The sequence below is a fragment of the Roseomonas fluvialis genome (assembly GCF_022846615.1).
GTDB classification, from domain to species: Bacteria; Pseudomonadota; Alphaproteobacteria; order Acetobacterales; family Acetobacteraceae; genus Neoroseomonas; species Neoroseomonas fluvialis.
Window position 1 is genome coordinate 5125986 of sequence record NZ_AP025637.1, and the last position, 25410, is coordinate 5151395.

28 protein-coding genes are annotated in these 25410 nt (G+C 72.3%); 14 read left to right on the forward strand and 14 right to left on the reverse strand.

Features of this window, described 5'->3' with window-relative positions; genetic code table 11:
- The first annotated feature begins 85 nt into the window (after nucleotides 1-85).
- Entirely contained in the window at nucleotides 86-1564 is a 1479-nt protein-coding gene (locus tag MWM08_RS24565) for a flavin-containing monooxygenase (RefSeq protein ID WP_244457091.1), read from the forward strand.
- 7 nt (nucleotides 1565-1571) lie between these two features.
- On the opposite strand, the gene MWM08_RS24570 is transcribed toward MWM08_RS24565, so the two are convergent.
- From MWM08_RS24570 to MWM08_RS24595, 6 genes are all read right to left on the reverse strand, one after another.
- Nucleotides 1572-1931, reverse strand: a complete 360-nt coding sequence (locus tag MWM08_RS24570) for a hypothetical protein (RefSeq protein WP_244457092.1) — start codon at nucleotides 1929-1931, stop codon at nucleotides 1572-1574.
- A 4-nt stretch (nucleotides 1932-1935) separates the two neighbouring features.
- Complete coding sequence (gene acs, locus MWM08_RS24575; protein ID WP_244457093.1) at nucleotides 1936-3867, reverse strand: acetate--CoA ligase; 1932 nt, start codon at nucleotides 3865-3867, stop codon at nucleotides 1936-1938.
- 173 nt (nucleotides 3868-4040) lie between these two features.
- Nucleotides 4041-4391: a hypothetical protein gene (locus tag MWM08_RS24580; RefSeq protein ID WP_244457094.1), complete on the reverse strand. Its 351-nt coding sequence runs from the start codon at nucleotides 4389-4391 to the stop codon at nucleotides 4041-4043.
- Between the two features lie 156 nt (nucleotides 4392-4547).
- Nucleotides 4548-4907: a Rieske (2Fe-2S) protein gene (locus MWM08_RS24585; RefSeq protein ID WP_244457095.1), complete on the reverse strand. Its 360-nt coding sequence runs from the start codon at nucleotides 4905-4907 to the stop codon at nucleotides 4548-4550.
- Nucleotides 4904-5323 carry an EVE domain-containing protein gene (locus MWM08_RS24590; RefSeq protein WP_244457096.1) on the reverse strand — a complete coding sequence of 140 codons (420 nt, stop codon included), beginning with the start codon at nucleotides 5321-5323 and terminating at the stop codon, nucleotides 4904-4906. The genes MWM08_RS24585 and MWM08_RS24590 overlap by 4 nt, the downstream gene beginning before the upstream one ends.
- The gene (locus tag MWM08_RS24595) at nucleotides 5320-5601 is read right to left on the reverse strand and encodes a YciI family protein (RefSeq protein ID WP_244457097.1); all 282 of its coding nucleotides are present in this window, start codon (nucleotides 5599-5601) and stop codon (nucleotides 5320-5322) included. Before MWM08_RS24595 ends, MWM08_RS24590 begins: the two co-directional genes overlap by 4 nt.
- A 218-nt stretch (nucleotides 5602-5819) precedes the next feature.
- Between MWM08_RS24595 and MWM08_RS24600 the strand changes: the two genes are divergently transcribed.
- The 7 genes from MWM08_RS24600 (at nucleotide 5820) to ccmI (ending at nucleotide 11889) form a co-directional block, all read left to right on the forward strand.
- On the forward strand, nucleotides 5820-6605 hold the full coding sequence (locus MWM08_RS24600) for a heme ABC transporter permease (RefSeq protein ID WP_244460027.1): 786 nt from the start codon (nucleotides 5820-5822) through the stop codon (nucleotides 6603-6605).
- On the forward strand, nucleotides 6602-6745 hold the full coding sequence (locus tag MWM08_RS24605) for a hypothetical protein (RefSeq protein ID WP_244457098.1): 144 nt from the start codon (nucleotides 6602-6604) through the stop codon (nucleotides 6743-6745). Before MWM08_RS24600 ends, MWM08_RS24605 begins: the two co-directional genes overlap by 4 nt.
- 313 nt (nucleotides 6746-7058) lie before the next feature.
- Nucleotides 7059-7604, forward strand: a complete 546-nt coding sequence (gene ccmE / locus MWM08_RS24610) for a cytochrome c maturation protein CcmE (protein ID WP_244457099.1) — start codon at nucleotides 7059-7061, stop codon at nucleotides 7602-7604.
- Between the two features lie 235 nt (nucleotides 7605-7839).
- Nucleotides 7840-9798, forward strand: a complete 1959-nt coding sequence (locus tag MWM08_RS24615; protein ID WP_244457100.1) for a heme lyase CcmF/NrfE family subunit — start codon at nucleotides 7840-7842, stop codon at nucleotides 9796-9798.
- Nucleotides 9795-10379: a DsbE family thiol:disulfide interchange protein gene (locus MWM08_RS24620; protein ID WP_244457101.1), complete on the forward strand. Its 585-nt coding sequence runs from the start codon at nucleotides 9795-9797 to the stop codon at nucleotides 10377-10379. The genes MWM08_RS24615 and MWM08_RS24620 overlap by 4 nt, the downstream gene beginning before the upstream one ends.
- A gap of 284 nt (nucleotides 10380-10663) precedes the next feature.
- Complete coding sequence (locus tag MWM08_RS24625) at nucleotides 10664-11095, forward strand: cytochrome c-type biogenesis protein (protein ID WP_244457102.1); 432 nt, start codon at nucleotides 10664-10666, stop codon at nucleotides 11093-11095.
- Nucleotides 11092-11889: a c-type cytochrome biogenesis protein CcmI gene (ccmI, locus tag MWM08_RS24630; protein ID WP_244457103.1), complete on the forward strand. Its 798-nt coding sequence runs from the start codon at nucleotides 11092-11094 to the stop codon at nucleotides 11887-11889. Before MWM08_RS24625 ends, ccmI begins: the two co-directional genes overlap by 4 nt.
- Here the strand turns inward: ccmI and MWM08_RS24635 are convergent.
- The 5 genes from MWM08_RS24635 to MWM08_RS24655 all read right to left on the reverse strand — a co-directional run bounded on the left by MWM08_RS24635 (nucleotide 11873) and on the right by MWM08_RS24655 (nucleotide 16096).
- A complete protein-coding gene (locus tag MWM08_RS24635) occupies nucleotides 11873-12625 on the reverse strand; it encodes a thioesterase domain-containing protein (RefSeq protein WP_244457104.1) in 753 nt (250 codons plus the stop codon). The genes ccmI and MWM08_RS24635 overlap by 17 nt on opposite strands.
- Before the next feature lie 285 nt (nucleotides 12626-12910).
- Nucleotides 12911-13540: a lipase family protein gene (locus tag MWM08_RS24640; RefSeq protein WP_244457105.1), complete on the reverse strand. Its 630-nt coding sequence runs from the start codon at nucleotides 13538-13540 to the stop codon at nucleotides 12911-12913.
- 5 nt (nucleotides 13541-13545) lie between these two features.
- Nucleotides 13546-14145: a protein-S-isoprenylcysteine O-methyltransferase gene (locus MWM08_RS24645; RefSeq protein WP_244457106.1), complete on the reverse strand. Its 600-nt coding sequence runs from the start codon at nucleotides 14143-14145 to the stop codon at nucleotides 13546-13548.
- A complete protein-coding gene (locus MWM08_RS24650; protein ID WP_244457107.1) occupies nucleotides 14142-15335 on the reverse strand; it encodes a hypothetical protein in 1194 nt (397 codons plus the stop codon). Before MWM08_RS24650 ends, MWM08_RS24645 begins: the two co-directional genes overlap by 4 nt.
- A gap of 266 nt (nucleotides 15336-15601) precedes the next feature.
- Nucleotides 15602-16096, reverse strand: a complete 495-nt coding sequence (locus tag MWM08_RS24655) for a TlpA family protein disulfide reductase (RefSeq protein ID WP_244457108.1) — start codon at nucleotides 16094-16096, stop codon at nucleotides 15602-15604.
- A 110-nt stretch (nucleotides 16097-16206) separates the two neighbouring features.
- Here MWM08_RS24655 and argH point away from each other — a divergent pair, with 110 nt between their 5' ends.
- Nucleotides 16207-17595 (forward strand): argininosuccinate lyase, encoded by a 1389-nt coding sequence (argH, locus tag MWM08_RS24660; RefSeq protein WP_255751377.1) that lies wholly within the window; start codon nucleotides 16207-16209, stop codon nucleotides 17593-17595.
- Complete coding sequence (locus tag MWM08_RS24665; RefSeq protein WP_244460067.1) at nucleotides 17592-17792, forward strand: hypothetical protein; 201 nt, start codon at nucleotides 17592-17594, stop codon at nucleotides 17790-17792. Before argH ends, MWM08_RS24665 begins: the two co-directional genes overlap by 4 nt.
- Here MWM08_RS24665 and MWM08_RS24670 read toward each other — a convergent pair.
- Nucleotides 17761-19095 (reverse strand): S8 family serine peptidase, encoded by a 1335-nt coding sequence (locus MWM08_RS24670; protein ID WP_244457109.1) that lies wholly within the window; start codon nucleotides 19093-19095, stop codon nucleotides 17761-17763. The two genes, MWM08_RS24665 and MWM08_RS24670, sit on opposite strands and share 32 nt — an antisense overlap.
- A gap of 69 nt (nucleotides 19096-19164) precedes the next feature.
- Between MWM08_RS24670 and MWM08_RS24675 the strand changes: the two genes are divergently transcribed.
- Entirely contained in the window at nucleotides 19165-19671 is a 507-nt protein-coding gene (locus MWM08_RS24675; protein ID WP_244457110.1) for an RNA polymerase sigma factor, read from the forward strand.
- Entirely contained in the window at nucleotides 19668-20336 is a 669-nt protein-coding gene (locus MWM08_RS24680; protein WP_244457111.1) for a hypothetical protein, read from the forward strand. Before MWM08_RS24675 ends, MWM08_RS24680 begins: the two co-directional genes overlap by 4 nt.
- 283 nt (nucleotides 20337-20619) lie before the next feature.
- On the opposite strand, the gene MWM08_RS24685 is transcribed toward MWM08_RS24680, so the two are convergent.
- Together MWM08_RS24685 and rsmI are read right to left on the reverse strand one after the other, a co-directional pair.
- Nucleotides 20620-21480: a calcium-binding protein gene (locus MWM08_RS24685; RefSeq protein WP_244457112.1), complete on the reverse strand. Its 861-nt coding sequence runs from the start codon at nucleotides 21478-21480 to the stop codon at nucleotides 20620-20622.
- Nucleotides 21481-21839: 359 nt separating this feature from the next.
- Nucleotides 21840-22742 carry a 16S rRNA (cytidine(1402)-2'-O)-methyltransferase gene (gene rsmI / locus MWM08_RS24690; RefSeq protein ID WP_423815998.1) on the reverse strand — a complete coding sequence of 301 codons (903 nt, stop codon included), beginning with the start codon at nucleotides 22740-22742 and terminating at the stop codon, nucleotides 21840-21842.
- Between rsmI and MWM08_RS24695 the strand changes: the two genes are divergently transcribed.
- Both MWM08_RS24695 and MWM08_RS24700 read left to right on the forward strand, forming a co-directional pair.
- Nucleotides 22715-23863 carry a penicillin-binding protein activator gene (locus tag MWM08_RS24695; protein WP_244457114.1) on the forward strand — a complete coding sequence of 383 codons (1149 nt, stop codon included), beginning with the start codon at nucleotides 22715-22717 and terminating at the stop codon, nucleotides 23861-23863. The two genes, rsmI and MWM08_RS24695, sit on opposite strands and share 28 nt — an antisense overlap.
- Before the next feature lie 21 nt (nucleotides 23864-23884).
- Nucleotides 23885-25282: an ATP-binding protein gene (locus tag MWM08_RS24700; protein WP_244457115.1), complete on the forward strand. Its 1398-nt coding sequence runs from the start codon at nucleotides 23885-23887 to the stop codon at nucleotides 25280-25282.
- Nucleotides 25283-25410 lie beyond the last annotated feature (128 nt).

The window sequence follows — 25410 nt, forward strand, 5'->3', positions numbered from 1 at the left end:
CCGCCCTTATGCTGTGCATGCCGCGATGCTGCGCCGCAGCGCCCCGCTTCACAACCCGTGGGCGCCTGGTGCTAGGCTTTCGTCCATGGATGACCCCGCGCATCGTGCCGAGCATTTCGATGTCCTGATCGTGGGTGCCGGCATTTCCGGCATTGGTGGTGCGCATCACTTGCAGGAACAGTGCCCCGGCCGGTCCTTCGTGGTGCTCGACGCGCAGGAGGGGTTCGGCGGCACCTGGCGCACGCATCGCTATCCAGGCATCCGATCGGACAGCGACCTCTATACCTTCGGCTACCGCTTCAAGCCCTGGGTCGGCCCGCCCATCGCGACCGCGCCCGAGATCCTGAAATACATGGAGGAGGTGATCACGGAGGATGGGCTCGATCGCCACATCCGCTATGGCCACCGCATCCGCACCGCATCGTGGGACTCCGCCACGGCGCGCTGGAGCATCGAGGCCGAGCGGCGCGACGGCACCACCGCGCGCTTCACCGCGAATTTCCTGTGGATGTGCCAGGGCTACTACCGGCACGCGGAAGGCTACACGCCCGACTGGCCGGGCATGGACCGCTTCGGCGGCCGCATCGTGCATCCGCAGGCCTGGCCGGACGACCTGGATCACGCCGGACAGCGCGTGGTGGTCATCGGGTCGGGTGCGACGGCCGCGACCATCGTGCCGGCCATGGCCGATACCGCCGCGCATGTGACCATGCTGCAGCGATCGCCCACCTTCTTCCGCACCGGGCGCAACGCCATCGAGATCGCGGATGAACTCCGCACCCTCGGCATCAACGAGGACTGGATCCACGAGATCGTGCGGCGAAAGATCCTGTTCGAGCAGGCGCGCTTCATCGCCCGCACGCACAGCGAACCGGAAAAGGTGAAGGAGGAGCTGCTGACCGAGGTCCGCCGCCACCTCGGTCCCGACTACGATGTCGCCACGCATTTCACGCCCCGCTATCGCCCCTGGCAGCAGCGGCTGGCATTCATCCCGGATGCCGACCTGTTCCGCGGCATCGCGCAGGGCCGCGCGAGCGTGGTCACGGACGAGATCGAGACCTTCACCGAGAACGGCCTGCTGCTGAAGTCAGGCGCCACGCTCGATGCCGACATCATCGTCACCGCCACCGGGTTCCACCTGAGCGTACTGGGCGACATCGCCTTCAGCATCGATGGTGCGCCGCTCGATTTCGGGCAGACGGTGACGTATCGCGGGATGATGTTCACCGGCGTGCCGAACATGGCCTGGGTGTTCGGCTACATCCGCGCCGCCTGGACGCTGCGCGCCGACATGGTGGCGGATTTCGTCTGCCGGCTGCTCAACCACATGCAGGCCCGCCAGGCGCGGCAGGTGGAAGTGGCACTGCGGCCCGAGGATGCCGGCATGGCGCTCGGCCCCTGGATCGACCCGGACGAATTCTCATCGGGATATGTCGCGCGCGGCCAGCACGTGCTGCCACGGCGCGGCGACAAGCCGGAATGGGCGCATGCGCACGACTACTGGGCGGAGAAGGATGCGATCCCGGCGATCGACCTGACCGACAGCGCCTTCGTCTATCGGTGAGGTGCCGTCAGAACGACGCCGCCACCAGCGAGAACTGGCATTCGCGCGGCAGCGCGGCGACGAAGCGCCGCAGGGCCAGCAACAGCGGCGGATCGTCTTCCGCCGTGCCATAGACGTCATCCAGCAGCGCGTGGAGCTCGCCCGGTGAAACCAGCGCGCACCAGCAGGCACCCGCGGTCTGCCGGCCGGTCAGTGCGCCGCCGCGGATGCGCTCGACCACCTCGTGGAAGACATCCCGCGCCGAAGGCGGGAAGAAGGGGCTGATGCGATAGGGCGCACCCTCCAGCGGCGCAATCACGCCGCGCAGCACCGGCGCTACCAGGTCGGGTCCCGCAATGTAGACGTCCCGGTAGCGCCTGGTGGCCATGCCGCTATCCGACCTTGTTCTCGATCAGCTCCTGCACCACGCCGGGGTCGGCGAGGGTGGAGGTGTCGCCGAGGCCCTCGGTCTCGTTCGCCGCGATCTTGCGCAGGATGCGGCGCATGATCTTGCCGGAGCGAGTCTTGGGCAGGCCGGGCGCCCACTGGATGGCGTCGGGTGTCGCGATCGGGCCGATCTCCTTGCGCACCCAGGCGACCAGTTCCTTGCGCAGTACCTCGGTCGGGTCGATGCCGGCCTTCAGCGTGACATAGGCGTAGATGCCCTGGCCCTTGATGTCGTGCGGCATACCCACGACGGCGGCTTCCGCCACGGCGGGATGCGCGACCAGCGCGGATTCCACCTCCGCCGTGCCCATGCGGTGGCCGGCGACGTTGATCACGTCGTCCACGCGCCCGGTGATCCAGTAGTAGCCATCGGCATCGCGCCGCGCGCCGTCGCCGGTGAAGTACATGCCCGGGAAGGTCGAGAAATAGGTCTGCCCGAAGCGCGCATGGTCGCCATAGATGGTGCGCATCTGCCCCGGCCAGGAATCGAGCAGCACCAGGTTGCCCTCGGTGGCACCCTCGAGGATCTTCCCCTCGCTATCGACGATGGCGGGCTTCACGCCCGGCAGCGGCAGCGTCGCCGACCCGGGCTTCTGCGCGACGGCACCGGGCAGCGGCGAGATCAGGATGCCGCCCGTCTCGGTCTGCCACCAGGTGTCGACGATGGGGCAGCGGCTGTCGCCGACCACGCGGTAGTACCACAGCCAGGCTTCCGGATTGATCGGTTCGCCCACGCTGCCGAGGATGCGGATGCTGCTCCGGTCGTGCTTCTTCACCGGCGCCTCGCCGTCGCGCATCAGCGCACGGATGGCAGTGGGCGCGGTGTAGAAGATGTTGACCTTGTGCTTGGCGCAGACCTGCCAGAAGCGGCCATTGTCGGGCCAGGACGGCACGCCTTCGAACATCAGCGTGGTCGCGCCATTCGCGAGCGGGCCATAGACGATGTAGGTGTGCCCGGTCACCCAACCCACGTCCGCGGTGCACCAGTAGATCTCGCCGTCGCGGTAGTCGAAGACGTTCTCATGCGTGAAGGACGCCCAGACCATGTAGCCGCCGGTGGTGTGCAGCACGCCCTTCGGCTTCCCGGTGGACCCCGATGTATAGAGGATGAACAGCGGATCCTCGGCGTTCATCGGCTCGGGCTCGCAGGTGGTGCCCTCGCCGGCGGTGATCGCGTCCCACCAGTGGTCGCGGCCCGCCATCATGTCGACCGCACCGCCGGTGTTCTTCGCCACGATCACGCTGCGGATCGACGGGCAGGACAGCAGCGCCTCGTCCGCATTGGCCTTGAGCGGCACCTTGCGGCCACCACGCCGGCCTTCATCGGCGGTGATCAGCATCGCGCAGTCGGAATCCTGGATGCGGGACGCCAGGCTGTCGGGCGAAAAGCCGCCGAAGACGATGGAATGGATCGCGCCGACGCGCGCGCAGGCCAGCATCGCGACCGCCGCCTCCACGATCATCGGCAGGTAGATGCAGACGCGGTCGCCCTTGCTGATACCCAGGCGCCGCATGGCGTTCGCCAACTGGCACACGCGCGCATGAAGTTCGCGATACGTCACCTTCGCGTCGGTGTTCGGATCGTCGCCTTCCCAGATGATGGCCACCTGGTCGCCGCGTGTGGCGAGGTGGCGATCGAGGCAGGAGACCGAGGCGTTCAGCACGCCATCCTCGAACCACTTGATCGAGACGTCGCCGGTGAAGTCGACCGCCTTGATCTTCGTCGGCGCCGTCATCCAGGCGATGCGGTTCATCTCGGTGCGCCAGAAGGCGTCGGGGTCGCGCGCCTCGGCGGCCACCATCGCCTCGCGCTTCGCGGCATCGATGCGCGCCCGCGCGGCGATTTCCGGCTTCACCGCAATGAGTTCGTCCGCCATGGACCGGTCTCCCTGACCAGATGTGTTTCTGGCCAGGGATTTGCCGCAGCGGTTTGATTCAGGTCAACCTTGGCCGTCCAGACGCATGGATTCGGCGCCATCTCCCGAACGCGGGTCCGCCCGCCCGGCGGGGGCCGGGCGGGCGGGGGAGCAGGGTCAGGGAGAGAGCAGGGTCAGTTGGTGCGCACCGGCGCCGGCGCTGCGGGCGTCGCCTGGCTGCGCTGGTCGGTGCGCGGCGCGGGCGTGCCGGCCTGCGGCGCGGCGGGTACGGCCGGGCGCTGCGCGGTGCCGGCCGCGGCGCCACCCGGGTTGGCCGGCGTGGCGGGGCGCGCGGCCTGGGGCGCGGGCGTGGTGGGCGCCGAGGCGTGCGGCGCCGGCGTGGTCACCGCGGGGCGCGCCGGCGCGGTGGTGCCGGGCGTGGCCTGGCCGGACGCGGTGCTGGGGCTGGTGCCCTGGGCGAAGCCGCTGCCCGCGATGAGCATCAGGCCGGTGGCGAGAAAGGCGGTGCGGTAGGTCTGGCGCATCTGGTCCTCCTGTGTTGGTCCGAGCGCAAGACCAAGAAGACCCTGCGGGCGCGTCGGCCGAAGGGCGGCGGCAAGGTGCTTTCGGGGCGATCGCGGCGGCGCCGCGGCAGGCGTGGCAGGATCGCGGCAGGGACGCAGCGCCGCGATGGCGCGCAGCTACAGCCCCGCATCCTCGGGCACCAGCACCCGCCCCTGGTCATCGATGCGATGCGGCACGGCTTCCAGCGATTCGCCGTAGCAGGGGCCCGACGTGCAGAACCCGTCCTCGATCCGAAAGCGCGCACCATGCGTCGAGCAGATGATGTTCTGCTTCTTCCCATCCAGGAACCGGTCCGGCACCGGGTCCAGCGGCACGCCGATATGCGGGCAGGAATTCACGTAGACCCACACGCGATCCCCGCGCCGCACCGCGAACAGCCCGGTGAAGGCGCCCGGCACGGCCGGAAAGCCCTTCGACTGCCCATCCGGAATATCCGCCAGCGCACACAGCACGCGTTCGGCCACGACCGGCTTCACTTGCCCTTCCACCCGCCCATCTTCGCCAGCACCTTCCAGTGCTCGGCCGAGATCGGCATGACCGACAGCCGCGACATGCGCACCAGCGCGATGCCCTCCAGCTTCGGCTCCGCCTTGATGGCCGCGAGCGTCACCGCCTTGGGCACCGGCCCGACCGCCTTCATGTCCACGCAGACCCACGGGCTGCCCGCCTCGGCGGTGGGGTCGGGGTAGGCCTCGCGCACCACCTCGACCACGCCCACGATCTCCTTGCCGATGTTGGAGTGGTAGAAGAAGGCGCGGTCGCCCTTCGTCATCGCGATCAGGTTGGCCTTGGCCATGTGGTTGCGCACGCCGGTCCAGGGCTCGACCCCGTTTGCCACCTGCTGGTCCCAGGAAAACGCATCCGGTTCCGACTTCACCAGCCAGTGCTTCATTCGGCGAGCACCCCGTCCCTGAACACGATGCGATAGGGGTTGATCGACACCCGCGCGAAGCAGCCGGCGCGGGCGAAGGGATCGCCCTCGGTCAGGGCATCGACCGCGGCACGGTCGGGCGCATCGACCACGCGGACCGATCCGATGGAATTGCCCTCCGCATCCATGATCGGGCCGGCCAGCACGAGCATGGCGCGATGCCGCTCCAGCCAGGCGATATGCGCATCCCGCACCGCGCGGCGCGTCGCGGCCATGCCGGGCTTGTCCTCGATCGTCACGGCAAACAGCATCGCCACCCCCCGGCGCGCCCCGCCGCAGCGCCATGCGTCGAGGTAGCCCCGCCCGCGGCCGGCATCAACAGCCCTCCGCGGCGAGGCCCGAAGGGGGCGGGTTCCCGGCGGACTCTCCGGCGCTTACGTGACAGCACGTAACGGTCGGCTGACACCGACTTCAACAAACCGAGCCGATCCCCTAGGTTGGGGGCGTGGATGGACGCCTGACTGCCGGCACCGGAGCCACCGACGCGCCGAGAACGGCTGCGCGGAGCCTCCACCGTTTTGCCAATCCCGGCCGCTTCCTGCGGGCGACAGGCAGGCTCATGCCGTTCCTCTGGGCGGCCGCGCTGCTGGTGCTTGGTGCCGGCTTGCTCTGGGGCCTGGTGCTGTCGCCGCCCGACTGGCAGCAGGGCGAGACCGTGCGGATCATGTACGTGCACGTGCCGATGGCCTGGCTGGCCATGGGCGGCTACACGGGCCTCGCGGTGCTTTCCATCATGTCGCTGATCTGGCGCCACCCGCTGGCGGACCTGACGGCGCGCGAACTCTCGCCGGTCGGCGCCGCCGCCACCGCGCTGTGCCTGGCCACCGGCAGCCTCTGGGGCAAGCCCATGTGGGGCACCTGGTGGGTGTGGGATGCGCGGCTGACATCCGTGCTGGTGCTGTTCTTCCTGTGGCTCGGCCACGCCGCGCTGGTGCGCGCCTTCGACGACCCGGAGCGCGGCGCGAAGGCCGGCGCCATCCTCGCGCTGGTGGGCATCATCAACGTGCCGATCGTGAAGTTCTCGGTCGACTGGTGGAACACGTTGCACCAGCCGGCATCCGTGACCCGGCTGGACGCACCCGGCATGCACGTGGACATCCTGTATCCGCTGCTGACCTGCGCGATCGGCTTCTCGTTGCTGTTCGGCGCGGTGGTGCTGGCGCGCACGCGCGCCGCGGTGATGGAACGCCGTGTCCGCGCGCTGCAACTGGCCCGCGCGCGGCGCGAGGACGCGGTGGCATGACCCTCCACTGGTGGCACATCACGGCGTCCTACGTGCTGGTGCTGGGCACCTTCGGCGCGCTGGCGATCGGCGCCGCGCTGCGCCATCGCGCGGCGAAGCGGCTGCTCGCGACGCTCGATCCCCGGGGGGATCGAGCGTGAGTTTTTCTGTGCCCTCAGGCGCCGGGCGCGGCCATCCGGCCGCTTGGCTTGCGCGCCCTGAGCTGGAGCGCCCGGCGCGGCGGGCGGTCTGGGCGCGGTCGCGCCGTGCGCTCCCGGATCGCGCGGTGCGCGATCCGAGTCTTTTTGCGCCCGCAATTGCGGGACGCGATCCGCACGGCATGGCAAAGCGCGCGCCCCAGGCCCCGAACCCTTTCGGATTGCGCAGCGATCCGGGAGCACGAATGCGCGACCGCGCCCAACCTGCCCGCCGCGCCTGGCGCACCAGTGCGTGGCGCGAAGCCAAGGCCGGTGGATGCCGGCCGCCCGGCGTCTGAGAGGTCACGCAGTGACACACAAAAAGAAGCGCCGCCTGATGGTCCTGCTGCTGGCCGGCCTCGGCCTCGGCACCGCCACCGCCCTGACCCTGACGGCCTTCCAGGACAACATCGTCTTCTTCTTCTCGCCCTCCGACGTGTTGGCGAACAAGCCCTCGGCCGACCGCGCCTTCCGCCTCGGCGGGCTGGTCGAGGCCGGGTCCGTCGAACGCCGCACCGGCTCCGACGGCCGCCCCGCCGCCACCTTCCGCGTGACCGACGGCGCACAGGCCATCAGCGTCACCTACTCCGGCGTGCTGCCCGACCTGTTCCGGGAAGGCCAAGGCGTCGTCACCCTCGGCCGCCTGCTGCCCGACGGGACCTTCCGCGCAAGCGAAGTGCTGGCCCGCCACGACGAAACCTACATGCCCCCCGAAGTCGCCGACGCGCTGCGCCGCGCCGGCCACTGGAACCCCGCCGACGGCGCGGCACCACCGGCGGAGACATGGAACACGGCCCCACGACCGGGACGGAGCGGCGGATGATGCGGGCGGCGCCGGTGCGCGTGGGGCTCGGCCAGGGGGCGCTGCCCCCTGGACCCCGCCGTGAATGGGCAGGGATGACGGAGGGGCTCACGCGCGCGCCCTCGATCACGCGCGCGACCTGCCCCTCCCTCATCCCTGCCCATCAATCCCGCGGGTCTGGGAGGCCGCAGCCTCCCAGCGGGGGGTCCGGGGGGCTGGCTCCCCGACATACCCACCGCCACCGGAGCGCCCTCGCATGATCCCCGAGCTCGGTCACTTCGCGTTGGCCCTGGCCTGTATCCTTGCCGTCGCGCAATCGGTGTTGCCCATTGTGGGTGCGCATCGGCGGGATCTGCGCTGGATGGCGACGGCGGGGCCCTTGGCGGCGGGCCAGTTGGTGTCGGTGGCGGTGGCCTTCGGCTGCCTGTTGTGGGCCTTCGCGGTGAACGACACGACGGTGTCGAACGTCGTGCAGAACAGTCATTCGGCCAAACCGATGATCTACAAGCTGTCCGGCGCCTGGGGGAACCACGAGGGGTCGATGGTGCTCTGGGTCCTGATCCTCGCGCTGTGCGGCGCGGCGGTGGCGGGCTTCGGGCGTGACCTTCCTTCCGCACTGAAGGCACGCGTCATCGGCGTGCTGGGCTGGGTCGGGGTGGGCTTCCTGCTGTTCATCATCCTGACGTCCAACCCCTTCGACCGCATTTGGCCGCCGCCGCCGGACGGGCAGGGCCTCAATCCGGTGCTGCAGGACATCGGCCTCGCGCTGCATCCGCCGATGCTCTACCTCGGCTATGTCGGCTATGCGGTGACCTTCGCCTTCGCCGTGGCCGCGCTGCTGGAAGGGCGCGTGGACGCCGCCTGGGGGCGCTGGGTGCGTCCATGGTCGCTGATGGCCTGGTCGTTCCTGACGCTCGGCATCGCGCTGGGGTCCTGGTGGGCCTATTACGAACTGGGCTGGGGCGGCTACTGGTTCTGGGACCCGGTCGAGAACGCCTCGCTGCTGCCCTGGCTGGTGGGCGCGGCGCTGCTGCATTCCGCGATCGTGGTCGAGAAGCGCGACGCGCTGAAGATCTGGACCGTGCTACTGGCGATCATGGCGTTCGCCATGAGCCTGCTCGGCACCTTCCTGGTGCGTTCAGGCGTGCTGAACAGCGTGCACGCATTCGCCAACGACCCGACGCGCGGCGTGTTCATCCTCGCGCTGCTGATGATCTACGTCGCCGGCGCCTTCGCGATCTTCGCCTGGCGCGCGCACAAGCTGGCACCGACCGGCATCTTCGCGCCGATCTCGCGCGAGGGCGCGCTGGTGCTCAACAATCTGCTGCTGTGCTCGATCGCCGCGGTGGTGCTGGCCGGCACCCTATGGCCGATGTTCGCCGACATCCTCACCGGCGCGAAGATCTCGGTGGGCCCGCCCTTCTTCAACACCGCGACCGCTCCGCTGGCGATCCCGCTGGTGCTGGCCATGCCGATCGGCGCGATGCTGCCCTGGAAGCGCGGCGATGTATGGGCGGCGCTGCAACGGCTGTGGTGGGCGGCCTGCGCCGCGCTCGCAATCGGCTTCTTCTACCTGGCGGCCATGGGCTACCCGGTGTGGCCCGCCATCGGCATGGCGCTGGCAGCCTGGCTGGTGGTGGGCGCCAGCGCCGACGTGGCCGACCGGATCGCACTGTTCCGCCGCCCGCACCAGGCCTGGCAACGCGCTCGCGGCCTGCCGCGCGCGGCCTGGGGCGCCGCCATCGCGCATGCCGGGATGGGCGTGACCATCGCCGGCGTGGCAGGCATGGGCATCGCCACCGATACGCTCATCGCACTCAAGCCCGGCGAGAGCACGCGCCTTGCGGGCTACGAATGGCGCCTCGACAGCCTGACCGACGCGACCGGCCCGAACTACACCGCGCGTCGCGCCACCGTGACCATCTCGCGCGACAGCGCCGTGGTCACGGTGCTGGAGCCCGAACGCCGCACCTTCACGGTGGACCGCCAGACCACCACCGAAGCCGCCATCCACACCAACGCCATGCGCGACCTGTACGCCGTGCTCGGCGAGGAACGCGACGGCGCCGGCGTGCTCCGCCTGCACCACAACCCCCTCGCGCCCTGGATCTGGTTCGGGTCGATCATCATGGCGCTCGGCGCCGGGCTGTCGCTGTCCGACCGCCGCATGCGCGTGTCCGCCCCCGCCCCCAAAGGCGCGGCAGCCCCGGCATGAGCGACACACCCGCCCCGCCGGCGCGGCCGCGCCGCTGGATGCTCTATGCGCCGCTCGGCTTCGCCGCGGCCGCCGGCGCCGGCTTCTACGCCATGCTGCGCGGCCTGCAGACCGGCGAATACGACCCGCGCGGCGTGCCTTCGGCACTGCTCGGGCAACCTGTGCCCGACTTCAGCCTGCCGCCCGTCGAAGCCACCGGCCTTCCGGCTCTCAGCGCCGCCGACCTGCGCGGCCCCCTGCCGGCCCCCGTCATCGTGAACTTCTGGGCCTCCTGGTGCGTGCCCTGCATCGTCGAACACCCGCAACTCATGCGCCTGCACCGCGACGGCATCCCCGTTCTCGGCATCAACTACAAGGACCGCCCGGCCGACGGCGCCGCCTTCCTGACACGCCACGGCAACCCTTTCGCAAAACTCGGCCGCGACGAACCCGGCCGCATCGCCATCGACTGGGGCGTCTACGGCGTGCCCGAAACCTACCTGGTCGACCGCCAAGGCCTGATCCGCTGGCGCTTCGCCGGCCCGATCACCCCAGACGTGCTGGACCGGGACCTGAGGCCACTGCTGCGGAGGTATGCGTGAGCGCGGTCAGGGCGCTCGGGGCGGGCTCTGCCCTCCCCGGAACCCCACCCGCCAAGGGCCTAAGGGCCCCTGGACCCCTCGACTTGATCGGGGAGATTGGGGAGGGGCATGGCATGCCCACAGGGCAGGGCGGCGCCGACGATGCCTATCCCCAATCTCCCCGATTGAAGGCCCGTGGATCCGAGGGGCCGTTGCCCCTTGGTGGGGGGAGGTCCGGAGGGGGGCAAAGCCCCTCTCCGTCCGCCCTGCCCCGCCTCATCGCAACCCTCCCGCTGCTCTGGGCCTTGGCCGGTCCGGCCACCGCGGCCGTGGGTCGGCCGGAGGATCGTCTGCCGGATCCGGTGCTTGAGCTGCGTGCCCAGGAGATCGGGCGTGAGTTGCGCTGCATGGTTTGTCAGAACCAGTCCATCGAGGACAGTGATGCGGATTTGGCGCGTGATTTGCGGCGGATCGTGCGCGAGCGGATCGTGGCGGGGGATGATCCGCCGGCGGTGATGCGCTTCGTCCATGCGCGTTATGGCGATTTTGTCCTGTTGCGGCCGCCCTTCAACCCGGTGACGGCGTTGTTGTGGGCCATGCCGTTGATTGCGGTGGGTGGTGGTTTGGCGGTGATCATCCTGCGGCGCCGGCGTGCGCAGGCGGGGGTCGAACCGGTGCCGTTGAGCGAGGCGGAGCGTCGGCGGCTGGCTGAGCTGGAGCGTGGCGGCGGCGCATGACCTCCTGGATTCCGTTGGTGCTTCTCGCGCTTGCCGCGTTGTTGCCGCTTGGCGCAGCGGTGTTGCGCCCGGCTGCAGCGCGCGGGCGGCGCGAGGCCGATGTGGCGCTGTATCGCGCGCAGCTCGATGAACTGGATCGCGAGCACGAGGCCGGCCGGCTCGACGAGGCCGGCCACCGTGCCGCGCGGATCGAGGTACAGCGCCGCCTGATCGCCGCGGCCGACCAGGCGGAGGAAGCCGCGACCAAGCGCAGCCCGGCGCTGCTGGTGGCGATCCTGCCGTTGCTGGGCGCGGCGGGCTTCGGGATCTACCTGCTGCGCGGGTCGCCCGGCATGCCGTCGGCGCCGTACCAGGTGCGGGCGGAGGCTGCGGCGCGCGACGACCAGGTCCTGTCGGCGGTGCGCGCGCGGATCGAGGCGCTCGACCAACGCAGCGACCAGGCGCGGCAGGGCTGGGTGCTGCTGGGCAATGCCGAGCGTGGCCGCGGCAACCCCGAGGCCGCGATCGCCGCCTGGACCCGTGCGCTCGATATCCGCTTCGAGGCCGAACTGGCTGGCGACATCGCGGAGATGGAGATCGCGCGCGGGTCGCCCGCGGCCGCCGCGCCATGGCTCACGCGCGCGCTGGCGGCGGAACCCGGCGACCCACGGTTCCGCTTCCTGGCCGGCCTGGCCGAGGCCGAGAGCGGCCGCCCGGCCAATGCGCGCAACCTGTGGCAGGCGCTACTGGCGGAAACCCCGCCGGATGCGCCCTGGCGCGGGCTGCTGGAACGTCGGCTCAGCGCGCTGCCCTGACGGGCAGGGCGGGCGGCAGGGGAAGGCGCGGCGGCGCGGGACCTGTCGGCGGCCCGGCCGCCACCGCTGCGCCAGCCCCGGTGACAGCGTCCGGCGCGACAGTCCGCGCGTGAGGCGCAGCGGCAGGCCGCGGCGCCGGCGCCATCGCCACCTCCTCCATCGCCGCCAGCACTTCGGCGTGCAGCACGGCGTTCTTGTCGATCGACAGGTGGCTTTCGTCGTTCACTTGGCGGTTGTCGATCCGTCCATCGAAGCCGGGGCCTGGTGACAGGCGCCGCGCGTAAGTGTCGCGGTCCTGGTGGAAGTTCAGCACGCGCTTCGGCCCCGGTGGTACCGCCAGCACCCAGGACGGGTCGAAGGTGACCAGCAGGTCGACCGGCACGCCGGCCGCGCCCAGCCGCCCCGCCAGCTGGATGGCGTCGTCCGCGCCAAAGGAATGCCCCACCACCGCGAGCGGCCGCGGCACCGTCCCGGCCAGGGCCTCGCGCGCCGTACGGTCGGCCAGCCCGCGCCATTCGGCATGGTTGTGCACCGTCGCGTCGAAGCCCGCCTGGCGCAGCGCGAGCGTCAGCGTGGTCATGCCGGTCGAGAAGATGTTGAGCAGCCCGCGCAGCAGCAGCACGCGGCCGCGCGGCGCCTGCGGCAGGGGCGGCACGGGCGTTGGCGCGCAGGCGGCGAACGCGGGGAGAAGCGCCAGGGCCATGCGGCGCTGGAAGGGCGAAGGCTCAGGGGTCATGGTCGCAGTGGGACATGAAGCCGGGCTTTGGCGACAACATGGCAGCGGGCGGCGCCGGGTCCATGCAGCGGTCCCGCTGCACAGGCAGGGCCGGCGTGGCGTGGGTGCCAGACCGACGGTACGAGCGCTCGATGCGCGCCGAGCGCGCGAACGGCTGCCGCGCGCCGTCGCGCGACGCCAAGGCCGCCGAAGGCCTTCGCGTCATGCCGATGGCGTGCCTCCGGCACGATGCGTCCGAGGGGCGGAACACCCGAAACCATCGGTCGATGAAATCGGCGGTTGGCGTCAGGCCGCGCGGCGTGGCGCGCGGCGCGGCGGCGCCACCGGATGCGTGGCGTCCAGCAGCGCCACCACTTCGCGGTGCAGGGCCGGGTCCTTGTCGATGGTGAAGTGGTTGTCGCCGCGCACGGGCCGGTTCTCGAGCACGCCGGAAAAGCCGCGCGCGGCGGTCAGGCGCCCACCGCCCCACAGGTCGGATTGCTGGAAGTAGTTGCGCACCAGCGCGGGGCCGCGCTGCACGTCGCGCACCAGCACCGGGTCGAAGGTGACCACCACGTCCATCATGCCGGTGGCCTGGCCGAAGCGCGCGGCGAGGCGGATCGCGTCATCGGCGCCGAGCGAATGGCCGACCACCGCGAAGGGCCGCGGCAGCGTCCCGGCGCGTGCGAGGCGCAGCGCCTCGTCGGCCTGCGCGCTCCAGTCGAGGTGGTTGAACACCTCGGCGTCATAGCCATCGCGGCGCAGCGTCTCCTCGAGTTCGTCGATGCCGGTCGAAAACACATTCGCGAGCCCGCGCAGCAACACGACGCGCCCGCGCGGCGGGCCGGCCAGCGGGATTTCGTTGTCGCCGCCGGCGCAAGCGGCAGCGGTTGCGGCAAAGCCCAGCAGGGCTGTGCGTCGGGTCGGGTGCGGCATGGCGGTCAGCGGGCTCTCGGCGGCGGGGCGAAGGGGATGATGCGCGGCGTGCGCGCTGCGTAGGAATTCCATTCGGAGCCGAAGGTTTCACGCATCAAGGCTTCCTCGCGCCCGACACGCAGCAGGTAAAGCGTGCCGAAGCCGATGATCCCGGCCGGGCCGGCCAGCCAGTTCTGCAGCGTCAGGGATTGCGCGATCGCCCACATCCAGAAGGCCGTGTACATCGGATGGCGAACGAAACGATAGACCCCGCCGGTGACGAGCGAGTGTTCGGCCCGCACCGCCAACGTGACCGACCAGTTGCGCCCGAGCGCCTTGTGCGTGGCGTAGAACAGGCCCAGCGCCGCGACGAACAGCAGCAGCCCCGCGATGGCGCGCACGGGCGAGAACGCCTGGTCCAGCGCCGCCGGGAAGCCGGTCGCGATATAGGCGAAGGGGATGAGCCCGAGGCCGGTGAAGGACACGCCGAGCACCGCCTTCTCGCGCAGGTCCATCGCGTCGCGCAGCAGGACGTTGCGCTTGGACTTGCGTTCGAAGGGCCGGCGGATCACCCACCACGCCACCATGCACAGGCCGTGCAGGAGCTTGGCTACGAGCGGCGTCATGCGGCGGCGCCCTGGGGCGCGTGGCGCAGCGCGCCATCGGGGCCGATCAGCATCTCCGGGCTGGGATCCCGCCCCGCCGCGCCGGGACCGCAGGCCAGCATCCCCCAGTCATAGAAATACCGCCGTCCGTTGCCGGTGACGTAGATGCGGTGCGCGCGCAGCATCGACAGCCGCACGCGTTTCCAGCCGGTGGCGTCGAGCATCGCACGCGGGTGGATGCGCTCCATCCGCGGCCCGCGCCCGGGCAGGCCGAGCACCGCCACCGGATCGGCGCGATGGAAGGACACCAGGTCGCGCCGCGAGGTGTATTCCAGCCAGGTCAGGCCCGGCGCGGTCGCGATGCGGGCCACACCCGCGCGCAGCGCCCCCGCCTGCGGCATCAGCGCGATCTTGAGCAGCGAGGAGCCGAGCCCCACCAGCACCAGGCGCGGCGCCGGGCGCGGCGGATCGGGGTCGTCACGCAGCGCCTGCGCCAAGGCCTGCGCCAGCAGCACCATGCCGAGGCTGTGGCCGGTCAACACGACCTCGTCCACTGCGCGCGCGCGGCGGGCGGCGGCGATCTCGGTGGCGAAGCGGGCGATGCGGTCGGCGATATCGGGCCGCGTCCCGGCCGCCAGGTCGCGCGCGAAGGACCAGTCGGCGAACAGATGCCCCAGATGTGCGCGCCGGTCCGCCAGCAGCACCAGGCCCAGCGCCAGCACGACGCCGAGCACGACCCCTGCCCAGCCGCCCAGCGCCATCCCGGCGAGCAGCCCCGCCGCCAGCGCCCCACCCAGCAGTGCGACCGGCAGCGCCACGAACAGCAGGTAGCGCCAATGCGCCGCGCCGTAGCGCACCAGCGTGCCATCCGCCAGCAGCCGTGCCAGCGCCGCCGCGCCGCGCAGGATGCGCGCGGGCAGCGGCACCGCCAGGTCGCGCGCGATCAGGTCGTCCCAGGCCAGGATGCGGATGTCGGCCTCTGTCGCCCAATCGGGGCCGGCCAGGCGGGCGTGGACGGTCCGCACCACGCCATCGGCGGACTCCGTGCCGGCGCCGGTCTCCGCCGCCAGCCCCCAGGTCGCGGCCGTGCGGTCCAGCGTGCGCGCCAGTCGCCGCTGCTGGGCGACGGCGCTGAGCGGTTCGTAGCCTGGCACGTGCAACACCAGGCGGCGGCGGACCGGCATCAGGGGGGTGGGCGGCGCGATGCTCATCTGGGCTGACCCGTCCCGTGTGGCGGAGGGCGTGTCAATCGGATTCGGTGCCGGGGGCGTGGCCGGGGGGCCAGCCCCCCAGACCCCCCCGCTGGGAGGCTGCGGCCTCCCAGACCGGCGGATTTGATGGGAGGGCTGAGGGACGGGCAGGGCGTGCCCATCATCGCGGGCGCACGCCCTGCCCGTCCCTCATCCTTCCCCATTCACGGCGGGGTCCGGGGAGGCACTGCCTCCCCGGCGGGGGTCAGGGCGCAGCGCCCCCTGCCTTACGCTCCGCGCGTCGGCGCCTCGGTGGCGCTGCGCCCCACCAGCCGGCGGATAGCGGCGACGAATTCCGGCGCATCCCAGGCGGCGTCGCCTTCCAGCCGCGCGCGTTCCTGCCCGGCACGGTCCACGATCACGGTGGTGGGTAGGCCGCGCGCGCCGAGGGCGCGTGCCGCCGCGCCGCGCGGGTCGAGCCAGATGCGCAGGGATTGCAGCCGGGTGCGGTCGTAGAAGGCCTGCACGACCTCGCGCCCGCCGCGGTCTGAGGAGAGCGGCAGGACCTGGATGTTCTCCCGCTCCAGCGTGGCGGCCAGGCGGTCGAGAGCCGGCATTTCCGCCACGCAGGGCGGGCACCAGGTGGCCCAGAGGTTGATGACCAGCCCTCGCCCCGCGAAGTCCGCGAGGGTGTGGGGGCGGCCTTCGGCGTTCGTGAAGGACAGTTCGGGCATCGCCGCGACGCCCTCCCGCAGGCGGTTCAGACCGTGCGGGGCGGCCATGGCTGGACGGGCCGGAAGCCCGGCCTGTATCAGGGTGGCCGTCGCCAGCGCCGAGGCGGCGGCCAGGACGGAACGGCGCGAACGGGACAGCACGAAAGACACCCCCACAGGTGAGCAGCAACGCCAATCGGCAATGGGGCGGGCGCTTCGCGGAAGGCCCCTCCGCCATCATGGAGGCGATCAATGCCTCGATCGGCTTCGACCGCAAGATGTGGCGGCAGGACATCCGCGGCTCGCTCGCCCATGCCGCGATGTTGGCGCATGTGGGGATCATCTCGAAGGATGACGAGGCCGATATCCGTCGGGGCCTGACCGACATCGCCGCGCGCATCGAGAAGGGGGATTTCCCCTTCGACGAAGCGTTGGAAGACATCCACATGAACGTCGAGGCGCGGCTGTCGGCCGCGATCGGCGATGCGGGCAAGCGCCTGCACACCGGGCGCAGCCGCAACGACCAGGTGGCGCTGGATGTGCGGCTGTGGGTGCGGGACGCGATCGACGGGCTGTCGGGCCAGATCGAGGACGTGATGCGCGCCCTGGTGGCCCGCGCCGAGGAACATGCCGGCACGGTGATGCCAGGCTTCACGCACCTGCAGCCGGCGCAGCCGGTCACGCTCGGGCATCATTTCCTGGCCTATGTCGAAATGCTCTCGCGGGACCTGTCGCGCCTGCGCGACTGCCGCGCGCGGATGAACGAATGCCCTCTGGGCGCGGCGGCGCTGGCCGGCACGGGCTTCCCGATCGACCGGCACATGACGGCCAAGGCACTGGGCTTCGACGGCCCAACGCGCAACAGCCTGGATTCCGTGGCATCGCGTGACTTCGCGGCGGAATTCCTGTTCGCCTGTTCGATGTGCGCCACCCACCTGTCGCGCTTCGCCGAGGAGATCGTGATCTGGACGAACCCCTATTTCGGGTTCGTGAAACTGTCGGATTCATTCACCACCGGCAGTTCCATCATGCCGCAGAAGCGCAACCCGGACGCGGCGGAGCTGGTGCGCGGCAAGACCGGGCGCGTGATCGGCGCGCTGGTCGGGCTGCTGACGGTGATGAAGGGCCTCGCGCTGACCTATTTCAAGGACATGCAGGAGGACAAGGAAGGCGTCTTCGACGCCGCCGAGACCATGACGCTGGTGCTGGCCGCCACCGCCGGCATGGTGCGCGACCTGAAGCCGGATGTCGGGCGCCTCGCCTCCGCCGCCGGCGCCGGCTTCTCCACCGCGACCGACCTCGCGGACTGGCTGGTGCGCGAATTGAAGATGCCCTTCCGCGACGCCCACCACGTCACGGGCGCGCTGGTGCAGAAGGCCGAAGGCCTCGGCGTCGACCTCGCGGGCCTTACCATCGAGGAAATGCGCGAAGCCGAACCGCGCATCCACGAAGGCGTCTACGATGTGCTGAGCGTCGCGGCCTCGGTGCGCTCGCGCACGTCGTATGGCGGCACGGCGCCGGCCAATGTCGCGGCCATGGCGGCGGAATGGAAGGCGAAGCTCGCGTGACCCGCGCCCGATCGCCGGAGGGCGCAGGCGTCGCCGGGCACCGGAACCGCGGATCTGCCGCGCCCGCGGCCTTTCGCGCGGCGTTCGGCGCGCTCGCGCTGATCCTGCTGCTCGGCGCCTGCGGCAAGGTCGGGCCGGTGCGCCCGCCCGGCCCCGCCGACCAGATCACCTATCCGCGGCTCTATCCGAACCGCTGACCAGCGTGGTTGGCGCGCAGGGGCGAGGTTCGACCACGCCCCAGCCATAGACCGGGTCGCGCCCGGGCGTGCCGGCATCGCGCGCCAGCGCGGCCAGCGCTTCGATCCGCGCCGCTCCGCTGCCGGGCACCATCGCCAGCGTGGCGCTCACCACCGGCGCTGCGAAGGACGTGCCCGACCAGCGCCGCGGCCGTGCCTGCGCACCCTGCGCGATCGGCACATCCACCCCCACGGCGGCGAAGGTGATGTGCGGCCCCGCCGCCGCGCGCGGCCAGGGGCGCCCAGCCCCGTCCACCGCCGTCACTGCCACCGTCCAGCCATAGGCGGCCGGGTACAGCGGCGCGGCCCGCGGCCCGTCATTGCCCGCCGCGGCCACGAACACCGTGCCGCGCGCGGCGGCCTCGCGCCCCAGCCGGTCCAGCACCGCATTGGCGGGGCCGACCACCGATACGGTGGCGATTTCCGCGCCGATCTCGCCCGCACGGGCCACCGCGGCGGCCAGGTCGTAGGCATCCGCCGCATCGCCATCGGGGCCGAGGTGGAAGGCATCCAGCACCGCGATGCGTGGGCCAGGCACCGCGGCCGCCAGCCGCGCAGCCACCGCCGTGCCGTGGGTGGTGCGCGACGCGCGCCGGCCCGGGCCGCGCAGCACCTCCTGCCGCTCGATCCGCCCGGCCAGCGCCGGGTGGCGCGGATCGACGCCGGTATCGATCAGCGCGATCAGGCCCGACGGCGACGCGCAGCCCGGCGCCGCGGCGGGGGCCTCGGCTTCGGCCTCGACCTCGCCAGCCAGGCGGTAGCGATGGTTGCGATCCACCACCGCGGCCGGGGCGGCGGCGCGCAGGCGTGCGAAGGCCTGCGCCTCCGTCAGCCCCGCCGGCCCGCGCAACCGCACCAGGCCGACCGGCGTGCGTTCCGCCACCACCGCGAAGCCCTGTGCCCGCAACGGGCCTAGCGCTGCCGGCGGTATGCCGAGCGCCACGATCTCGGCGCGCGGCGGCGCGGCGCGGGCGGGCGCGGGTGCCGGGGTCACGCCGAACAGGTTGTCCAGCGCTCGCTGCCAGGATGGCGGCATGGGAATGCGCCCGGGATTCGGGCCGAGCCCGCCGCGATCCGCCGCGGAGCGCCCGGCGCCGTCGCCGCTGCTGCCCGGCCCACCGCCGCCGCCGCCGCCACCGGCGCCGCCCGCCCCCGCGCCGCCGCCCCCGCCATCATCGCCGTCGTCATCGCCCCAGGCCGGCGCACCGCCGGACAGCAACAGCACGGCCAGGACCGCCAGCAGGCGCGGGGCTCGCCTCGTCATCGGCGTCACGATCCGGTATGTGCGCGCGACAAGGGCGCAACAAACCCCTGCGTCGGGAGCAGCCATCGCGTGTCGACCTTCCAAGCCGACCTTGTCGCGCTGCTGCCGCGGCTGCGGCGCTTCGCGCGGGCCCTGGCCGGCAACCCCGACCGCGCCGACGACCTGGTGCAGGAAGCCTGCGAACGCGCGCTGCGCAGCCAGGACGGCTTCACGCCGGGCACGCGGTTCGATTCCTGGATGTTCCGCATTCTTCGCAACCTCTGGCTGGATGGCCACCGGCGCCGCGCGGCGCGCGGCGGCATCCATGAAACGCTGGACGACGCCGAATCCATCCCCGGCGCCGACGGGACAGGCATTGCCATGAACCTGCTCGAATTGCGGGATGCCGAACGCGCCCTGCTGCGTTTGCCCCAGGAGCAGCGTGAGGCGTTGGTGCTGACATGTATCGAGGATCTGAGCTACGCGGAAGCGGCGGCGGTGCTGGGCGTCCCGCCGGGCACGGTGATGAGCCGCGCGGCGCGGGGACGGATCGCGCTGGCCCGCTCGATGGGCGCCCCGGGGGACCCCAAGCCATGAGCATCCCGGACGAGACCCTGATGGCCTTCGCCGACGGCACCCTGCCCGAGGCCGAGATCGAGCGCATCGCCGCCGCCATCGACGCCGACCCGGCCCTGGCCGAACGCGTCGCGCTGCTGGCGGACGGCCGGCACATCGCCGCCAGCGCCTTCCACGACGTGCTGGCGGAACCGCCACCGGCCCGGCTGCTGGCGGCCGCCTCGGCACCGGCGGCGCGCCCCGCCAACGACAACCGCAGCAGCTGGCGCATCGCCGCCTTCTCCGCGGCCGCGAGCCTTGTGGTCGGCGCCTTCCTCGGCACCTGGCTGAAGAACGACGGCGCCACGCCCGGCCTGCTGCCCCCAAGCGTCAGCGCCGCGCTCGACCACGGCCGCACAGACACCGGCGTGACGATCGCCGGCACGCACCTGGTCGAAGGCGGCGCCTATTGCCGCCGATTCGCCCTGCCGGACGGCACGGGCACCGTGCAAGGCCTGGCCTGCCGCGAGCCCGACGGCTGGCGCCTGCGCGTCGCCGTGGCACGCAACACCACCGCCGGCAGCTTCCAGCCGGCCAGCGGCGACGACCCGGTGATCGCCGAAGTGCTCGAGCGCCTGGGCGCGGGGCCGGCCCTGGACGCCACGGCCGAGGCGGAGGCACAGCGCCGCGGCTGGCGTTCGCGGTGAGGGCGTGGCGGGAGGGCTCTGCCCTCCCGGACCCTCCCGCCGGGGGCATACGTGCCCCCGGACCCGCGGTGAGTGAAGGGCTGGTTGGGAGGAGGGGCTCGACGGCGGCACTGACGCGACGGGCGCGCCATGCCCCTCCTGCCAACCAGCCCTTTGACCCAGGGTCTGGGAGGCGGTTGCCTCCCAGCGGGGGGTCCGGGGGGCTGGCCCCCCGCCTCGCGCCCTACGCGCAATGCCGGGCCGCCTCGCGGCGGCCCGGCGTCGCTGGTCCGGTCGGTCGTGGTCAGCCGAAGGAGAAGTCGTCGGTCGACAGCGATGCCACCGCGACGTCGAGCAGCGTCACCGATCCGCCGGTGGTGGGGCTGCCCCAGGCGATGATGGCGTCGCCGTCGGCAGTCTGGCTGAAGCGCAGGTCGTCGAAGTCGTCCACGCCTTGCACGGCGATCTGGATCTTGTCGTTGGTGACCGAGAAGTCGGTGATCACATCGGCGAAGGTGCGGCCTTCGAATCGGAAGGTGTCGTCGCCTTCCCCGCCAGTCATGAGGTCGTTGCCCGCCCCGGCCAGGAACAGGTCGGAGCCTTCGCCGCCCAGCATCGTGTCGGCGCCGGCACCACCGTCGAGCGTGTCGTGCTCGGCGCCGCCGTCCATCAGGTCGTTGCCGGCGCCGCCCTTCAGCACGTCGTCGCCATGTTCGCCGAACATGCGGTCGTTGCCCACGCCGCCGTCGAGCGTGTCGTTGTCGGCGCCGGCGAACATCTGGTCGGCGCCCGCGCCGCCCAGCAGCAGGTCGTTGTCGCGCCCGGAGCGCAGGATGTCGTTGCCCGCGCCGCCATCAAGCGTGTCGTTGCCGATGTCGTCGGTCAGGCGGTCGGCGCCGTCCTCGCCGAAGGCCACGTCGTTGCCGTCGCCGCCGTTCAGACTGTCGTTGCCGAGGCCGCCATACATGGTGTCGTCCTCGCCGCCGCCGAGCAGCGTGTCGTTGCCGGATCCGCCGAACAGCTCGTCGTTGCCGGCCTCGCCGGACAGGATGTCGGCGCCGTCATTGCCGAAGATCTCGTCATTGCCGGACCGGCCGAGGATGCGGTCGGCCAGGCTGGTGCCGAACAGACGGTCATTGTCCTCGGTGCCGAAGATGGTGGGCATGGTGGTGTCTCCCGTTTGTGGCGCCGCGCCGGGGCATTCCGACGGCGGCTGCGGGGACAACGCGGGCCGCGGAACGTTTCTTCCGCGTCGCCGCGCCCTGCAGTGGCGGTGCCGCGCAGGCTCCCGGGCGCGGCGGATCCCGGGCGGGCGGGATCATTCGATCGGGTCAGAATGCGCGTGAAAACAAGGACCTGGCGGCGTTGCGGTGCGCCGGCGCGCGCGGCTGCAACGCCCCGCAAAAGGCTGGTCTGCGCGGGTCGGAGGCCAGACGTCGGTGTGAAGCATTTCACGGACGGCGCCGCGCCGCAGCACCGCCCGACAGCGCAGGATGCGTAAAGGGCGCAGGCGGCGGCGGTCGCTCAGCCCTCGCCCAGTTCCAGTGCGCGGCGATACACGTCGCGTCGCTTCAGCCCGGTCGCCTCGGCCACGCTGGCGGCCGCGTCGCGCAGCGACAACCCGGCGGCGAAAGCGGCGCGCAGCGCGGCATCCAGTTCGTCCGCGCCGGCTTCCTCGATCGGCGCGGGGCCGACCACGATGCAGATCTCGCCGCGCGCCTCGGCGGTCGCGTAGTGCCCGGCCAGCTCGCCAAGCGTGCCGCGCCGCACCTCCTCGAAGCGCTTCGTCAGTTCGCGTGCCACTGCGGCGGGGCGCGACGCACTCAGGCCCTCGGCCAGCGCGGCCAGGGCCTCGGCCAGGCGATGCGGCGCCTCGTAGAACACCACCGTCGCCGCCAGCCCCGCGCGTTCCAGCTGGCGCAAGCGTGCCACCTCCGTCGCGCGTGGCCCGGCCCTGGCCGGCAGGAAGCCAAGGAACAGGAAGGGGTGCGGCGGCAGGCCCGACAGCGACAGCGCCATCACCGCCGCATTCGGCCCCGGGATGGCGGAGACCTGAACGCCCGCATCGATCGCCGCGCGCACCAGGCGGTAGCCAGGGTCGCTCACCAGCGGGGTGCCGGCGTCGCTGACCAGTGCGAAATGCTCGCCCGCCACCATGCGGTCGACCAGGCGGGGGGCTTGCGCGGCCTCGTTGTGATCGTGCAAGGGGATCATGGTCGCCGTAACGCCCTGGCGCGCAAGCAGGCCGCCTGTCACCCTGCTGTCCTCGCACAGCACGGCGTCGGCGTCCCGCAAGGCTGCCAGGGCACGGGGCGCGAGGTCGCCGAGGTTGCCGATCGGCGTCGCTACAAGCACAAGGCCCGGCCGCGCCGCCGGACCACCGGGAGGATCCGATAACCGTGTCCCTTCTGCCGCATCGCCTCCCACGCCGCTTCTCCGCGCTTGCCGTGCTGGCCCTTGTGGGCCTCGCGGCCTGCGGCCCGCAAGGGGCGGGGCCGATCTCGTCGCGCCAACCGCTGCAGGAGACGCCGCGCGACCGCATCGCGTTGCTGCTGCCGCTGTCCGGGCCGCAGGCCTCGCTCGGCCGCGCCATGGAGCAGGCAGCGGAGCTGGCGCTGTTCGAACGCGGCGGGCGCAGCGTGGACTTCGTGCCGATGGACACCGGCAGCACCGCGTCGGGTGCCGCGGCCGCGGCGCGCCAGGCCGTGGGCGCCGGCGCGCGCATCATCGTGGGCCCGCTGACCGCGGCCGAGACCTCCGCCGCCTCGGCCCCCGCGCGCGCGGGGCGCATCCCGATCATCGCCTTCACGAACGATGCCGCGCAGTCCGGCCCCGGCGTCTGGACGCTGGGCGTGACACCGGCGCAGCAGGTGCGCCGCGCGATGGGCGCGGCGATGTCGTCCGGCGCGCAGCGCTTCGCCCTGGCCGCGCCGGATGATGGCTTCGGCCGCGCCCTGGCCACCGCCATGCGGTCCGTGGCCGCCGAATGGGGCCTGCCGGACCCCACCATCGTGCTGCACTCGGCGCGCGCCAGCGGTGGCGCCGTGGCGCAGGATGTCGCGCAGCGCAGCGGCGGCGGCGTCGATGCGGTGCTGATCGGCAGCACGGGTGCCGCAGCGCGCGGCGTCGCGGCGGGGCTCGGCGCGGCCGGGCTGAACGCGCCGGCGCCCCGCATCCTGGGCCATGCGCTCTGGGCGCAGGATGCGACGCTGGGGCAGGAACCCGCGCTGCACGGCGCGATCTTCGCCGCCCCCGACCCGCGGTCGCGCGCCAGCTTCGATGCGCGCTTCGAAGGCGCTTTCGGCGAACGCCCGCCGCGCCTGGCGGGCATCGCCTACGACGCCGCGGGCGTCGCCGCGCGCGTGGTGCTGACCCCACGCGGCCAGTCCGGTCCCAATACGGGCGAGGTCTTCGATGGAGTCGACGGCCCCGTGCGCCTGCAGCCCGAAGGCCTGGTGCAGCGCGGCCTGGCACTGTTCGCGGTGGAACCCAGCGGCGAACCGCGCATGGTCGAACGTGCGCCGGCGCCCGGCGCGGCAGGGTCCTGACGCGCCGGTACGCCGCGCGCCATGTTCGGTGAAGCGCCGCGCGCGGGGGCCTGGATCCGCGCGACGCTGGTCGTCGCCGGAGCTCCCAGCACCGCGCTGCTGCTGCTGATGGCGACCGGCGCGCTGGCGCCTCGGCCCGGCAGCGCGGCGCTGTTGGTCACGCTGGCGGGCAGCGCGGCCGTTGCGCGCATCTGGCTGGGCAATCTCGGGCGGCTGGCGCGGCAGATCCGCGCCGCATCGAACGGCGACGGCGTGCCGGACCTGACGGTGGCACCGCTGCTGCCCTCGGTGCAGGACGTGGCGGATGGCGTGACGCGCCTGGCGCGCAACCTCGCGGAGCGCGGCGCCCTGGTGGAAAGCCTGCGCCGCGCCGACGCCGCCATCCTGGAAGCGCTACCCGACCCGCTGCTGGTGCTCTCGGCCGACCGCACCGCGCTGCGTGCCAACCGCGCGGCGCGCGAGATGCTGGGCGGCCGGCAGGGCACGGATTCGCGCAACGCGACCACTGCACCACCCGACGCCGCCGCGCTGCTGCGCCACCCCGCTCTGGCCGAGGCGCTGGACCAGGCGATGGCAAGCGGCGAACCCGCGGTGGCCGACCTGGTGCTGCCCGTGCCGGTGATGCGCGACGTGGCGGTGCAGGTGATCCCGATGGACCCGCCGCTGGCCGATGGCGGGCGCGTGATTGTCCTGCTGTCCGACCGCACGCGCGAACGCGCGGTGGAACGCATGCGCGCCGATTTCGTGGCCAATGCCAGTCACGAATTACGCACGCCGCTCGCCAGCCTGATCGGCTTTATCGAGACGCTGCGCGGCCCCGCCGCGGACGACCCCGCGGCACAGCAGCGCTTCCTGCAGATCATGGCCGAGCAATCCGACCGCATGCGCCGGCTGATCGACGACCTGCTCGGCCTGTCGCGCATCGAACTGACGGAACACCAGGCACCATCGGGCCGCGCCGACGTGGCGGCAATCGCGCGTGCGGAAGCCGACGCGATGGCGCCCATCCTGGCAGCCCGCAAGGCGAAGCTGGTGCTGAACCTGGCCGAAGGCACCGCCGAACCGGCCGACGCCGACCAGGTCGCGCAGGTCATCCGCAACCTGCTCGACAACGCCATTCGCCACGGGCGCGACCGCGGCACCATACGCCTCGCCGTTGCACCCGGCCCCGCACCGGACGGCCGCCGCGGCATGGTGCTGAGCGTGACCGACGATGGCGCCGGCATCCCCCGCGACCACATCCCACGCCTGACCGAACGCTTCTACCGCGTGGACAAAGGCCGGTCCCGCAACGCCGGCGGCACCGGCCTCGGCCTTGCCATCGTCAAACACATCGTGAACCGGCACCGCGGCACGATGGGCATCGACAGCGAGGAAGGCTCGGGAACCACGTTCCGGGTTTGGTGGCCGGGGGGGTGAGGGGCGCCGCCGGGAGGGCTCTGCCCTCCCGAACCCTCCCGCCGGGGGCATACGTGCCCCCGGACCCGCGTGACCGAAGGGCCGGTTGGGAGGAGGGGCAGCGTGCTCCCGACGCGTCGGTGGCACCG